Source organism: Kosakonia sp. H7A (assembly GCF_003028445.1).
GTDB lineage: Bacteria > Pseudomonadota > Gammaproteobacteria > Enterobacterales > Enterobacteriaceae > Kosakonia > Kosakonia radicincitans.
Window position 1 is genome coordinate 373,518 of record NZ_PYTZ01000004.1, and the last position, 12,893, is coordinate 386,410.

Genomic DNA, 12,893 nt, shown 5'->3' on the forward strand with positions numbered 1-12,893 from the left:
TTCATCAAGGCTGGACGTAAAACAACCCGCTGTAAGGAATGCCGACAAAGTCGCGGTATAACGATGCTAAATCGGCCTGCGGATCGACATCGTCAAACTGCTGGGGATGGAAAAGTTTAGCCATGGCTTCCAGTGCTACTACGTTGAAAGGGCTGTCGTAGAATTGGTGATAGATGGCCATTACCTGCTTGCCCTTCGCCACGGGCAATACACTCACCCCTTCTCGCTGCATCAATTTCTGCAGCTTCGGTAAGGTACTGGCGCGGCTGGCTTCATATCCCAGCGGTACTGCCAGCGAAGAACTCCCGCGCTGGCTCCAGTCAGCGCCACTCATTAAATATACGTCGGGGCGCACCGCAATCAGCAATTCAGCGCTAATATCGGCTCCCTGAGGGGGAACTTTGTCCGCCATCAGATTGCGGCCACCAGCTTCAGGAATGAACTGGCCAAAACTGTTGCGACCAAATACGGTACAACAGTTCATGCCCGTCATACCGGCATGGTTTTCAAACACAACGCCAGGCCACGCTTCGCGGGGGATTGTTGCCACTCGCTGGCGGGTACGATCCAACAATTGATTCCAACGCTGAATGAAACGCCCGGCATTTTGCTGTTCGGCGGTCACCTCCCCCAATAACCGCATACTCTCCGGTGTATGGGTTAAGGGTTGCTGGCGAAAATCGATAAACACCACCGGAATTCCGCTTTTCTCCAGTAATGCCAGCGTCCCTTCACTTTCGAGCTTCTTCAGGATCCCCGTATCGAAAACAATCAGATCCGGTTTTAGCATCGCGGCTTGCTCAACGTTAAAGCTGCTACGGTAAGGGTTAATAAATACCGGTATGGAAGGCAGCGCTGGATAATGCCGGGTAAAAAAACGCCCCATATCCGGCGCCCGGGTTTGCAGCGAATCATCCCATCCGACAATCCCTTTAAGCGCATCGCCAGGATGCAGCAGGCTCATCGGTAACAACATCCGGCTGTCAGCGAGAATGATGCGCGTTGCGGGTGCGTTAAGCGTGACCTGGCGACCGGCAAGATCGGTCACCGTAACCGATTGTGCCTGTGCCGCCCACGGCCACACTAAAGCGGTAAATATAATAATAAGCCACTGGCCTTTCATTCTGGCGATTTCCTTACTGAGCTTGCGCTGACTAAACCACACATAAGTGTTTTTAATTTTTGCTGCCATCAATATGGCAACCCCAAACAGCCTTTTATCAAAGATTAGATATATATCAAAAAGTTACAACAAAACCGCAATCAGACTACTTCGATTCAGCAACTATCACTTAGTGAATTTATTTAATGATCTTGTTTAAATCTTTTGAAAAGCGCTAGTTCATTAGTAATGATAATGTAAATGATAAGCATTACCAACATGGACTAGTTATATGATCTCGCTTGCACTACCAGGGGAACGCCGCAGGTCCAGCAATGGGCTATTTGGCATTCTGAACTCCGTTCCCCACCCAACTCTTGTTGAGATGATTGCCATTGCCGGGTATGACTTCGTGATACTCGATCTGGAACATCTTCCCCATAACGAAACGCTTCTTAGCCACTGTATTCAACTGGCACAACTCAACCACTGCACCCCATTGATACGCCTCACCTGTGACGATATTCCGCGTGCCGGACGCCTGCTCGATATGGGAGCTGGCGGGATTGTACTATCACGGGCGGAAAGTGCGGAACAGGTTAACGCCCTGAAAAATGCGATGTTCTTTCCCCCCATTGGAACACGAGGTATCACCGGCGGCAGCGTAACCGGCTTTGGTACTTTGCCCCTTGAGGATTATATCCGCCAGGTCAATGAGAAGTTATGGCTGGTACCCATGATTGAAACGCCGCCCGGCATTGAGGCTATTGACGCCATATTGCTTATCCCTCAGGTCACGATGGTTATGGAAGGTGCGCTTGACCTGGCAATGAGCATGCAACTTGGCCCGCAGCCTACGCATCCTGAGGTTGAAGCGCTTATTCGCCAACTGGCTACACGTTGCGCAGCCGCAGGGAAATCTTTTTGCGCCAACCCCCGCACCGCAGAACAGCAGCAATACTGGCAACGCCAGGGCGTGGACAGCTGGCTGTGCGGCGAAGATCGCGGTTTTTTGTTTCGGGCGCTAAAGCAACGGCTTACTGACGTTCAGTCTCTTTAACCTTTCCTACTCAACACCCAAACAGGTATACACATGTTCAACCAAAAACCCTATGTGATCATCAGTCACGTTGTTAACGCGGCCGTGACAGAAGGTTTTATTCCCGCAGCGCAACGCCTGGGCTATTCGGTGATCCTGCTTACCGATCACGCGATGGCGCATAACAGCAAGGTGGATGACAGCGTTACGGTTATCGAATGCGAAGTATTTAACCCACTGTCCATTCTCGACACGCTCACCGAATGGGGGATCACGCCTGCTGCGCTGTTCTCCAATAGCGATCACTTGCAAACGGCTACCGCTATTGCCGCCACTGCACTTGGTCTGCCCGCCAAGAACTGGCAAATTTGCTACGCCGCGAAAGAGAAATGGCGCATGCGCCAGCGCCTGAAAGCACTCGGGCAACCTTCAGTCTGGTCTGCTCAACTCCTTCCTGATACATCACCGGCCGCTGACTGGCCGTGGCCAGTCGTGATCAAGCCAGGCCAGGGCGTGGCGTCTATGGATGTACGGCTTATTGAGGATCTCACGCGTTGCCAGCACTACCTTGACTCCCTGCCTGTCCGCCAGACATTGCTGGTTGAAGCGTTTATGCAAGGACCGCTGTTTACGCTGGAAACTCTCGGCGATGGCAATGAGCTGGTGGCAATTGGCGGTTTCGATGTCGAACTCTCCGCGCCGCCGCACTTTGTGGAGATGAGTGCGCGTTGGGCCGGTGAACATAGCACACGCTGGAAGCAGCAGGCGCTGGCGCAGTTGCGTGAGTTTGGCGTGGGGTTTGGCGCTTGCCACAGCGAATTTATCGTTACCGATAATGGCCCCGTCTTAGTTGAAATCAATTACCGCAGTATTGGCGATGGCCGCGAATTTCTGCTGGACCGCCTGCTGCCGAAGGGGTGGTTCACGCCGATCCTGCGCCTGCATCTTGGCGAACCGCTGCCGCCGATAAAAACGGAACAGGGTGAAGCACTCATCCACTATCTCGTCGCCGATCGCAGTGGCACTTTGCAGAGCGCACCTCAACCGCTCAGCGCGCCGGGTCTGCACTACCGTCCACTGAAATCCACTGGCGATCGCATCGAACTCACCCACTCGAATAAAGATTACCTCGGCGTGCTGTACCTTGAAGCCAGCGATGACACGCAGCTAAAACAGCTCACGAACCGCACTCTCGCCGCGCTAAAGTGGGAGATTGTCTGATGAATCAGCATGACTACATTACGCTGCGTATCATAAACGCCTGCCTGCGCGAAAACGTCAGTGGTTTGATAAGCCAGGGGCAGATTACACAGGATTCTCAGCATCAGTGGCTTACCTGGCAGTCGGCCAGTCAGACATTGCGCCTGCAGGTGGATGCCTGTGATTACATGCAGCCATGGCGGGCGGTATCCCCTGAATGGCAGATAAAAACCGCGCAAGGATGGCACTCGCAGTCTGGCTATGCTAACTGGCTGGCGGCGTTAATGCCGGATCAGCAACCAGAAACGCGAGAGCTCTTTGCTACCTATAAAGAGGAAGCCGACAGTGCCGTGGCACAAGGCGAACTCTGTGCCCTCGCTTTTACACAACAGCGCGCATCACTGTTACGTTCACCGCATGAGATGAACTGGGGTGAGCGCCTGCGTCATGCCGATCAACTGGCAAGCTTCCTTGATCATCCTTACTACCCTACGGCGCGCGCTAAATTTGGTTTTAGCGAAGCCGACCTGCGCCAGTACGCGCCAGAGTTTTGCCAGCCGTTTCGTCTGCGCTGGCTGGCTTTACCCCACCAGCAATTAACCCTTACGGTACCGGAAGCCAGACCGGACTGGTGGCCATTGCCGTCACAGGTAGGCCTGGATCCACAGCACTTCGCCCGGCATGCATTGATCCCTGTGCATCCTCTTACGTTGAGCCAATTGCATGACCTTCCCGAGGGAGCGGTAATCGCGCCTGATGCCTGGCTCGATGTCTACCCCACCTTATCAGTACGTACCGTGCAGTTAGCGGACTACCCGGATCAACATCTCAAAGTGCCGCTCAGCATGCGCACACTGGGGCAGAAAAATATCCGCCTGATCAAACCCTCAACACTGTATGACGGCCAGTGGTTCGCTGAAGTGCTGACCATGCTGGGTGAACAGGACAACCTGCTGCGCGGCAAATATCGCCATGTCGATGAGCGTTTTTGTGGCCATGTTGCGGAGAATAAACAGTTAGCCTTTCTGTTGCGGCGCTACGCAGCGCCCCGCACCGGTGAAACGCTATTACCGGTTGCGGCACTTGGCAGCAAACTGCCGGACGGTCGTTATTATCTCTCTTCTCTGCTTGAACAACCCGGTATGCCAGACGTCGCGGAGTGGTGGCGTGATTACTGCCAGTTGATGGCGGATGTTCACCTGACGCTGTGGTTACGCTACGGCATTGCCCTCGAATCCAATCAGCAGAATGCCGTGCTGAGCCTTACGCCAAATGAAGCCCTGACACTGGTGATGAAAGACAACGATGCGGCGCGCATTCTGCCTGAGCGTTTTAAAGCCGCCTGCCCGCACCTGGCAGAGCGCCTCATCACACTGCGCGATCCGCGCATTTGTGTGTCTGATGAAGCCGCGCTGGCACAGATGTTTATCACCATCACCCTGCAACTCTGCCTGGCAGCGGTGCTGGAAAGTCTGACCGCAGACGCACTGCTCGATCGTGAAGCGGGTTATCAAACGTTACGACATGCGCTTGAGCAGAGTCTGGCGCGTCTGGAGAGTGAAGGCGTCGACACCGCCTTTGCACGACAGCAGTTGTTTGTCTCCCCCACGCAGCCAGTGAAATACCTGTTGCTGAGCGGCAGTCTGTTAAGCAAACAGGCGTCCGGCGCTGCAGATATCAACAAATTCTACGGCCAGAGTGGGCCGAATTTCCTGCTGCGGGAAAAACGCTAATGCGCAGTACGTTGCAGGTGGTTCTGGCCTGCCACTTCCTGGCCGCGTTTACCGTACTTGGCGTACCGCTCTATCTGCCACGGCTGCTGGTTTCATTTGGCATCGCTGAACGCAGCCTGTGGGCAGGCGTGCTGTTCAGCCTGCCTTCAGTGATGACGGCAATTTCTGCCGCATGGTGGGGACGGTTTGCCGATCGCTACGGGCGGCGGTTGTCGCTGCAGCGGGCCTTGTTCGGGCTGACATGCGCATTTTTACTGGCCGGCGTATCGCCCTCGTTACCCTGGTTGATCGTCGCACTCGCGTTGCAGGGCATAGCGGGAGGAACCCTGGCTGCGGCGAATGGCTATCTTTCCACGCATCTGCGCGGTGAACAACTGGCGAAAGCCCTTAACTGGACGCAATCATCCGCCCGGTTGGCGCTGCTGAGCGCACCGCCACTAATAGGCGGGATCCTGATGTGGCTACCCGATATTGGGCAGCGTCTGTGGCTGGGGCTGGCAATGTTATCGCTGTGCGGCTTGCTGCTTAGCCTGCGGCTGCCCGCCGATCCGACCATTGAGCCGACACACCGTGCAGTGCAGAACAACGGCATCCAATCCACGTTTCATTATCTGTGGGCGATGCAGTTCCTGTTCAACTTCGCCATGGTGGTGACGTTCCCCTACTTTCTGCCCTTTGCCGCACATTGGCTACCTACGGAAGTGCTGATCGGTACGTTCTATAGCTGGCCGCATCTGATCTATCTGCTGCTTTTGCCACTCTGGCACCGCCTGGCGGGACGCAGCTTTTATTTTGTACCCGGCATGGCGCTGATTGCGATAGCGGCATGGTGGCACAGCCAATTAACCGGAGCGTCATCGCTGCTGGCGGCTCGCACGCTGTTTGGTTGCGGCATGCTGCTGGCTTACAGCGGCGCCAATCAGATGCTAAGCGACACCATTCGCCAACACAGCGCCGGAAAACAGTTCGGGCAGATCGATGCCGCTGGCAAGTGGGCTGGAGTGGCTGCCGGTATTGGTGCGGGCTGGTTGGTTTCGCATGTGTCATTACAGGCGCCTTTCCTGGCTTCAGCGGCGGCGGCTTCTGGCGCCGTCTTACTCTTTGTTATTTCCCCTTTACGAGGATCAGGTTATGTCCGTATCACTCGCCGTTCGTGAAAACCCACTGCTGACAGTAAAAGTCACCCCGGAAAGGGAGCAGGCGGAATTTGCCGGACTGACAGCACTGCTGAACTGCTATATTCGCGAATTCGCCCGCCCGGCGGGACGCGTTAAACAGGTGCGCCAGGGCAATATTCCGTTGTCGTTAGCCAGCCGTATGGTTTCGGGCAAAGTGATTTTGCTGCAAATGGGAGAGGATGGCAGCACGTTACTCGCCATCCGGGCTACCCGCTGGAGTTTATTGGATCGCGGCGACTTTATCGGTACTTCGTTTGTGAAAGAGTTTGGTCGCCCGTGGCGGGCCGTCCGTTGTAGTGAAGCAATGGCGCTGCTGGTCAATGATATGGTGCGGCAGACCGGACAATTACCCGATGTAGAACTGCTGGATCAGATTGAAAACAGCATCCAGGTGACTGCCTCTTTCCTGCAGCATCTGCCAAAGCAGGCCAGCGAGCATAGCTACATCCACAGCGAAGAGCGTCTGCTTTGGGGTCATCCGATGCATCCGAGCCCGAAAAGCCGTCAGGGTGTGACGCCAGAGGCGCTACTGGCTTGCTCGCCCGAAGTCGCAGCGCGCTTCCCGCTGTTCTGGTTCCGCATTCATCCCTCGCTGTTACAGGTTCGGGGCAGTGCGCCAGTTAAGGCAATGCTGGATAAGCTCCATGGCGAGCACTGCTATCCTTGCCATCCATGGGAGGTTCGCCACATCATGCAGTCGCCGCTTTATGCGCGTGCCGTTAGCCGTGGGCTCATCACGCCGCTTGGGCTTACGGGTGCAGAATTCGCGGCGACATCATCGGTGCGTACGTTGTATCGCGCCGATCTGCCCTATTACCTTAAATGCTCCATTCATGTGCGGCTCACCAACTGTGTCCGCAAGAATGCCTGGTATGAACTGGAAAGCGCAGTTGCGCTGAATACGCTACTTGAGGAACGTTTTGCGCGCCTGGAAAGCACGGTGCCTGGCTTTCATATCATGCGCGAGCCAGCCGCCAGCAGCCTTGATTTCTCCGCGCTGGCGCAAGCAGACGAAGCGGAAGAAGTGCGCCATTTACAAGAGTGTTTCGGCATTCTTTATCGTGAGAATCTCACCGATCAACAGCCCTGGCTGGCGGCATCGCTGTTTGCACTCGACCACCTGGGCCACAGCCCTCTTCACCTGCAAATTCAGCAGTTGAGCGCCGCGCAGGGGCTTTCTCTACAGCAGGCGAATTTATTGTGGCTCGACAGGTATCTTTCGGTGCTACTCCCTGGTGTGCTGGAGGCGTTCTTCACGGAAGGAATGGTGTTTGAGCCACACCTGCAAAACGTTCTGGTTTCCATTGAAAATCATCTGCCGACGCAACTGTGGGTACGCGATCTGGAAGGCACAAAACTCACCACCGAGCGCTGGTCAGCCTCCGATTTGGCGATGATGTCCGGGCGTGCCAGAGAGTCCGTCTGGTACAGCCGTGAACAGGGCTGGCGTCGCGTCGCCTATTGCCTGCTGATCAATCACCTGTCGGAAGTGCTGTTCCGCCTCGCCGATGACGATCAGGTAATGGAACAGCAATTGTGGGATTTACTGGCGGCGCAACTTGGCCGTTGGCGGCATCAGCCGGAAATCGCTGCGATCCTCGAAGGCGGCGCTATCCCGTCAAAAAACAATCTGAAAACCCGCCTGCTGCGCAAAGCGGATAAACACGCGGATTACACCCTGCTGCAACACCCAATGAGGAGCGCGCAATGACGCCGAAAGTCAGAGAGGCGCTGCAACAGTTGCAGCAACAGCGCTCAGAGCCGTTTTGCGCTTATGTGTATGATCTCGTTGCACTACGCCAGCATATCCGCAGCATGTGTCATGCATTGCCAGCAGGTTGTGAACTGTTTTACGCCGCAAAGGCGAATCCTGAAGCCCCCATACTTCGTACATTATGCGAATACGTTGATGGCTTTGAAGCGGCATCCGGTGGCGAACTCAACTGGTTACGTGAGCAGGTGGCTGGCAAGCCGCTGATTTTCGGCGGCCCCGGCAAGCTGCAGAGTGAACTGCGCCAGGCGGTGCAGCTCGGCGTGGACGTTTTACACGTGGAGAGTTTAACCGAGCTGCGTCGTTTACAGGCTATCGCGCTTGATGAGAATCGAACGGTCTCCGTACTGTTGCGGATGAACATTGCGCTGGAGGGGATCGGCGGTACGCGTCTGATGATGGGAGGCAAACCGACGCCTTTTGGTCTCGATGAGCATGATCTGCCCGCGGCATTACGCGAAATCGCCAGCTCTCCGCAAATCAATCTGCGCGGTTTTCACTTCCATCTGATGTCTCACCAACTGGATGTGGATAACCATCTGGCGTTGATCCGTCTGTATCTGGACAAGGTTCGCAGCTGGTGCGATCGCTGGTCGCTGAACATTGACTTGATTAACGTCGGTGGTGGTATCGGTATTAACTACCTTGAACCGCAGCATCACTTTGACTGGACATCTTTTTGCCAGCGCCTGCCAGACGTGACGCAATTCAGCCAGGCGCAAGGCTGGACGCTGCGCTTTGAGTGTGGTCGTTTCATTGCCGCTGCCTGCGGTTATTACGTCATGGAAGTGCTGGACGTCAAAAAGAATCTCGGCGAATGGTTTGCGATTGGTCACGGGGGAACGCACCATTTTCGCACCCCGGCGGCGCAAAGCCATAACCACCCGTTCAGCATATTGCGACGCGAACAAAATGCTGAATGGATAAAAGATGAGCGTGTGACGCTGGTCGGGCAACTCTGTACGCCAAAAGATGTACTGGCGCGCCAGCAGCCCGTTGCCGCGCTGGCACCGGGTGACTGGCTGGTGTTCAGCCTGGCGGGCGCTTACGCCTGGAACATATCGCACCAGAACTTCCTGATGCATTCCCCACCTGAGTTTATTTGGCTCGAAAACTGAAGAAAACGGTTTACCTTCTGACACGACAGGCGGCCCGCTGAAAAAGAGTCAGGCCGCCCTTATTTTAGCGATGGCAGTGTTGAGAGGGCGATGATGAACGTTAAGCCTCTTGCTGCAATGCTCCTGCGACGGGAGTGATTTCAGCAAGCAGCCAGCGTTCAAAATCCGCTAATGCCGCTTCATTCATTCCGGTTTCCGTCGGCTTGATCAAACAGAATGTTTTGCTCAGGCTGGCGGATTCTGGCCAGGGTGAAACAAGCAGACCGCGCCTCAATTCATTTTCGATATACATACGCGGCACCAGTGCCACGCCTTGCCCCGCCATAACGGCAGCGATGGCCATTTCATGCAGGTCGTAGCGCACTCCCAGCCCTGGATTATCCAGGTTTATCTGACTTTCGCGGGCATAGAGATGCCACGCGTCCGGATTCTGCCGTCGGTGAATCCGTGGCAGCGCGTTTAACTGTTCCTCAACGTCACCTTGCACCAGCAGCGCAGGGTGGCACACCGGAACCAGCTTTTCCTGAAACAGAAACTGCATGCGCATGCCGGTCCATGCGGGATGTTCAAAATGGATCACGGCGTCAAAGCCACTTCCGCTCAGAATAAAAGGGTCGGTACTGGCCGCAATATTTAACGTTATGTCCGGGTGCAATGATCTGAAGCTGCCCAGGCGCGGGATCAGCCATCGGCTGGAAAAGGTCGGCAGGACGGCAATATCCAGACTCTTATTCCCCTCTGGCAAGCCCATGATGTATTGGGTATCCCTTTCGAGCCGCGCCAGCGTTTCGTGGATATGACGCGCATAGCGTGCGCCTGCAGGATTAAGCTTTACGCGGCTTCCCGTACGATCAAACAGCCTGCAGTTCAGCAACGATTCAAGGCGTGCAATCTGACGGCTAATAGCCCCTTCCGTCAGGGAGAGTTCTTCTGCGGCGCGGGCAAAACTGCCGTGCCTTGCGGCGGCATCAAAAGCCTGCAGAGAAGTGCTGCTGGGTATTTTTCTGCGCATAAAAGAGCCTTTCCTCTGTGCTGATAACGCCATCAAGTGAGTTAATGTCACTGAACAATGAAATATTGTCGATTTTCAGGCCGGAATACACCTTATAGCATGATCAAAAGTCATTAAGCGGATTATTCGTTGTCCGCTGTTTATCATGCGGAGGCAGGACAATGTTGTATATCGTGGAATGCTCATATACCGATCCCCAAAGCGAGGGAGAATGGAATGCATTTTACAGCCTGGAAAAATTACCAGCGCTGGTCTCTGTGAATGGGTTCCGTACTTCCCAGCGCTTTCGCGCCGTAAACCCCGGCTGCCCGGCTTATCTCGCCCTTCACACCGTAAAAGATGCAGAGGTACTCAGCAGTGATGATTATCGGCGCAAAGGGGGCGGTAATTTCTCCCGTTGGCAGGCATATATCACTGACTGGCATCGTAATCTGTATGCATGCGCAGCGCTGGCTCCGGCCGTCTCGTCAGATGAAATTCTGCTTCTCAGCGCGCAGCCGATAAGCGCTTTAGCCACAGCGCTGGGGAACCCGGCGATGGAAATGCACGCGGCAGGGCTGGAACGATCCCCGGAACATCGCGTTGCCTGGGTTCTGCCACGTGAAAGCGCCTTGCCGCTGGCGGAGGTGCCCGGCGTATATCTTTACGAACCGCTGACATCGCAGCTGCAATGTCCTGTTGAGCGCCACCAGCAGGGGAGCCATTAAATCATGCCTAATCTGACGTTTTACCTTTCGGAAGAACACGCTGACAGGTATACCGATCTTCCCGATTTTACCCGCACCTGTAGCGCCCTTTGCACTGACATTCTCGCCGCAGAGCCGGACAACGTGCATATCATATTTGTCACGGTAAAGCCGGGATGCGGGCATCCGGTCTATGCCGAGCTCTTTTATCGGCTGACACCCAGGCGCACGCAGGAAGTGATGGAAAACTTTATGCGTGAACTGGATCTCGCCACGCAGCAGGCCTGGGGGCTAATGGCGCGTATTCGCTGCTTTGGCTCCCCTGCTCCGTACCCGTACGCCAAAAACTAATCCTGAGGTATGTATGAACCCACTTACCTTTCCATCACGCCAGATTGGCGATTTTCAGGTCACGGCGGTGAGTGATGGCAATATGTCCGCCGGCCTGGAGTTACTGTCAGGTATTGCCACAGAGGATGCCGCATTCATTCAGCATCGCGCCGGAATTGCTGAACCCGGTAATATCCATATCAACGGTTATCTCATTCGCGGGCGGGGGCGAACCATCCTGGTTGATGCCGGTACCGGAGGGCTGAACAACGCTGGCGGGCAGCTTAAAGCCAACCTCGCAGCCATCGGAATCAGCCACAACGACGTGGACACCGTGTTATTAACGCACTGTCATCCTGACCATATTGGCGGCCTGCTTGATGCGGAAAAACAACCGGTCTTTCAACATGCGGAACTTCTGCTGCATCATCGCGAAGCGGACTACTGGCGGGATGATGAAAAACGAAAAATAGCCAGCGAACGCGGCCAACGTAATTTCATGCTGGCGCGCCAGACGTTAGAGGCTTATGCACGGAACGTCCGCTTTTTTAGCGAGGGCACCATAACAGAGGGCATTTCTGCGGTATGGCTACCGGGTCACACGCCAGGGCATACCGGGTTTCGCATTGACTCGGAGGAAAAAAGCTTACTTATCTGGGGAGATATCGTCCATTACCCGCATATTCAGACGGCACAACCGGCGGTGAGCATTCTGTTTGATGCCGATCCCGCGTTGGCCGAAGCAACCCGCAAAAAAGTTCTGGCGCAAGCCGTCCGGGAAAAACTGCTTATTGCGGGCATGCACCTGGGCCAGGCTGGGTTTGCGACCGTTTCCAGGGCCGATACGGGATACCGCCTTTCCTGATGTGAGGATTCCGTTCCTCAGCGCCCTGCTCTTTAATCGCCTGGCGCAGGCGCAATGTCCTGCACCAGGCGTCATCAGTAAGAGAAGGGGGAATGCTGCTGTGCCTCTTTCAGCCAAAGCCCGGCATCTTCACCCGCTGCGGTGTATAGCGGCGCATTTGCATCGTGAGCAATGGCGAAAATGGCCTTCGCGACATCATCAGCATGCGTCACGGGTGAGTTGCTCTCGCCCACCATCTGGATAAATTCCTTCACCATTTGTCCGTAGGCGGGATCGTCCATCCCGGCAAAATGCGCGCGCGCATTCTCGCCAAACTTCGTTTCCGGAGAGCGCCCCGGTAATACGACATGAACACGAATACCAAAAGGCCTGACCTCAATGGACAAAGACTCGCTCCATGCATTCAACGCCGCTTTACTGGCGCGATAAAGCCCAATCATCGGCATCGCTTTAGTCGTCACGGACGAAGAGACATTGATGATGACGCCTGATTTTGCCTCTCTCATCAGCGGCAGAAACGCCTGCGTTAATGACAATGTTCCCAGGACATTGGTGTTCATTAATTGCTGCGCGGTGGCAAAAGAGGTGAGTTCGACCGGTACAGGCGCGCCAAAACCTGCATTATTCACCAGTACATCAATCGCGCCCGCTTCTTTCACCACATGGCTAATGCTCTGCGCGGAAGTAATATCGAGCGGCAAAATCGTCAGCTTGTCGCTTTCCGGCAAACAACTCGGGTCAGGCGTTCTCATCGTGGCAATCACTTCCCAGCCCTGGTGTAAAAAAAGTTTTGCGGCGGCAAGGCCAAAGCCTGAAGAACAACCGGTAATCAGTACAGTAGGCATATTTGATCCTCTTT

Annotated in this window: 12 protein-coding genes; 9 read left to right on the forward strand and 3 right to left on the reverse strand. The window is 55.0% G+C overall.

What is annotated here, in order from left to right; all coding sequences use genetic code 11:
* Nucleotides 1–4: 4 nt before the first annotated feature.
* Nucleotides 5–1,123 carry an ABC transporter substrate-binding protein gene (locus tag CWM66_RS16835; RefSeq protein WP_369878906.1) on the reverse strand — a complete coding sequence of 373 codons (1,119 nt, stop codon included), beginning with the start codon at nucleotides 1,121–1,123 and terminating at the stop codon, nucleotides 5–7.
* 271 nt (nucleotides 1,124–1,394) lie between these two features.
* Here CWM66_RS16835 and CWM66_RS16840 point away from each other — a divergent pair, with 271 nt between their 5' ends.
* From CWM66_RS16840 to CWM66_RS16865, 6 genes are read left to right on the forward strand one after another with little or no spacing between them, the layout of a single operon-like run.
* Nucleotides 1,395–2,162 carry an HpcH/HpaI aldolase/citrate lyase family protein gene (locus CWM66_RS16840; protein ID WP_035889929.1) on the forward strand — a complete coding sequence of 256 codons (768 nt, stop codon included), beginning with the start codon at nucleotides 1,395–1,397 and terminating at the stop codon, nucleotides 2,160–2,162.
* 33 nt (nucleotides 2,163–2,195) lie between these two features.
* On the forward strand, nucleotides 2,196–3,362 hold the full coding sequence (locus CWM66_RS16845) for a siderophore biosynthesis protein PvsA (protein WP_107146939.1): 1,167 nt from the start codon (nucleotides 2,196–2,198) through the stop codon (nucleotides 3,360–3,362).
* Nucleotides 3,362–5,074, forward strand: a complete 1,713-nt coding sequence (locus tag CWM66_RS16850) for an IucA/IucC family protein (protein ID WP_107146940.1) — start codon at nucleotides 3,362–3,364, stop codon at nucleotides 5,072–5,074. The genes CWM66_RS16845 and CWM66_RS16850 overlap by 1 nt, the downstream gene beginning before the upstream one ends.
* Nucleotides 5,074–6,231 (forward strand): MFS transporter, encoded by a 1,158-nt coding sequence (locus tag CWM66_RS16855; protein ID WP_107146941.1) that lies wholly within the window; start codon nucleotides 5,074–5,076, stop codon nucleotides 6,229–6,231. The genes CWM66_RS16850 and CWM66_RS16855 overlap by 1 nt, the downstream gene beginning before the upstream one ends.
* On the forward strand, nucleotides 6,206–7,963 hold the full coding sequence (locus CWM66_RS16860; protein WP_107146942.1) for an IucA/IucC family siderophore biosynthesis protein: 1,758 nt from the start codon (nucleotides 6,206–6,208) through the stop codon (nucleotides 7,961–7,963). The genes CWM66_RS16855 and CWM66_RS16860 overlap by 26 nt, the downstream gene beginning before the upstream one ends.
* Nucleotides 7,960–9,141, forward strand: coding sequence for a type III PLP-dependent enzyme (locus tag CWM66_RS16865; RefSeq protein ID WP_007372895.1), 1,182 nt, complete (start codon nucleotides 7,960–7,962; stop codon nucleotides 9,139–9,141). The genes CWM66_RS16860 and CWM66_RS16865 overlap by 4 nt, the downstream gene beginning before the upstream one ends.
* A gap of 100 nt (nucleotides 9,142–9,241) precedes the next feature.
* Here the strand turns inward: CWM66_RS16865 and CWM66_RS16870 are convergent, their stop codons facing one another.
* Nucleotides 9,242–10,153, reverse strand: coding sequence for a LysR substrate-binding domain-containing protein (locus tag CWM66_RS16870; RefSeq protein WP_107146943.1), 912 nt, complete (start codon nucleotides 10,151–10,153; stop codon nucleotides 9,242–9,244).
* A gap of 161 nt (nucleotides 10,154–10,314) precedes the next feature.
* Between CWM66_RS16870 and CWM66_RS16875 the strand changes: the two genes are divergently transcribed.
* Genes CWM66_RS16875 through CWM66_RS16885 form a run of 3 tightly spaced genes read left to right on the forward strand, consistent with a single transcriptional unit; the run spans nucleotide 10,315 to nucleotide 12,034 of the window.
* Nucleotides 10,315–10,860 (forward strand): sugar ABC transporter, encoded by a 546-nt coding sequence (locus tag CWM66_RS16875; protein WP_107146944.1) that lies wholly within the window; start codon nucleotides 10,315–10,317, stop codon nucleotides 10,858–10,860.
* Between the two features lie 3 nt (nucleotides 10,861–10,863).
* A complete protein-coding gene (locus tag CWM66_RS16880) occupies nucleotides 10,864–11,190 on the forward strand; it encodes a hypothetical protein (protein WP_007372891.1) in 327 nt (108 codons plus the stop codon).
* A gap of 13 nt (nucleotides 11,191–11,203) precedes the next feature.
* On the forward strand, nucleotides 11,204–12,034 hold the full coding sequence (locus CWM66_RS16885) for an MBL fold metallo-hydrolase (protein WP_107146945.1): 831 nt from the start codon (nucleotides 11,204–11,206) through the stop codon (nucleotides 12,032–12,034).
* Nucleotides 12,035–12,108: 74 nt separating this feature from the next.
* On the opposite strand, the gene CWM66_RS16890 is transcribed toward CWM66_RS16885, so the two are convergent.
* On the reverse strand, nucleotides 12,109–12,879 hold the full coding sequence (locus CWM66_RS16890; RefSeq protein WP_107146946.1) for an SDR family oxidoreductase: 771 nt from the start codon (nucleotides 12,877–12,879) through the stop codon (nucleotides 12,109–12,111).
* Between the last annotated feature and the right edge of the window lie 14 nt (nucleotides 12,880–12,893).

What these genes read in the sequence shown, in the direction of transcription:
- CWM66_RS16835 (WP_369878906.1), bottom strand. Translation starts at nt 1,123, where the DNA reads ATGAAAGGCCAGTGGCTTATTATTATATTTACCGCTTTAGTGTGGCCG.
- CWM66_RS16840 (WP_035889929.1), top strand. Translation starts at nt 1,395, where the DNA reads ATGATCTCGCTTGCACTACCAGGGGAACGCCGCAGGTCCAGCAATGGG.
- CWM66_RS16845 (WP_107146939.1), top strand. Translation starts at nt 2,196, where the DNA reads ATGTTCAACCAAAAACCCTATGTGATCATCAGTCACGTTGTTAACGCG.
- CWM66_RS16850 (WP_107146940.1), top strand. Translation starts at nt 3,362, where the DNA reads ATGAATCAGCATGACTACATTACGCTGCGTATCATAAACGCCTGCCTG.
- CWM66_RS16855 (WP_107146941.1), top strand. Translation starts at nt 5,074, where the DNA reads ATGCGCAGTACGTTGCAGGTGGTTCTGGCCTGCCACTTCCTGGCCGCG.
- CWM66_RS16860 (WP_107146942.1), top strand. Translation starts at nt 6,206, where the DNA reads ATGTCCGTATCACTCGCCGTTCGTGAAAACCCACTGCTGACAGTAAAA.
- CWM66_RS16865 (WP_007372895.1), top strand. Translation starts at nt 7,960, where the DNA reads ATGACGCCGAAAGTCAGAGAGGCGCTGCAACAGTTGCAGCAACAGCGC.
- CWM66_RS16870 (WP_107146943.1), bottom strand. Translation starts at nt 10,153, where the DNA reads ATGCGCAGAAAAATACCCAGCAGCACTTCTCTGCAGGCTTTTGATGCC.
- CWM66_RS16875 (WP_107146944.1), top strand. Translation starts at nt 10,315, where the DNA reads ATGTTGTATATCGTGGAATGCTCATATACCGATCCCCAAAGCGAGGGA.
- CWM66_RS16880 (WP_007372891.1), top strand. Translation starts at nt 10,864, where the DNA reads ATGCCTAATCTGACGTTTTACCTTTCGGAAGAACACGCTGACAGGTAT.
- CWM66_RS16885 (WP_107146945.1), top strand. Translation starts at nt 11,204, where the DNA reads ATGAACCCACTTACCTTTCCATCACGCCAGATTGGCGATTTTCAGGTC.
- CWM66_RS16890 (WP_107146946.1), bottom strand. Translation starts at nt 12,879, where the DNA reads ATGCCTACTGTACTGATTACCGGTTGTTCTTCAGGCTTTGGCCTTGCC.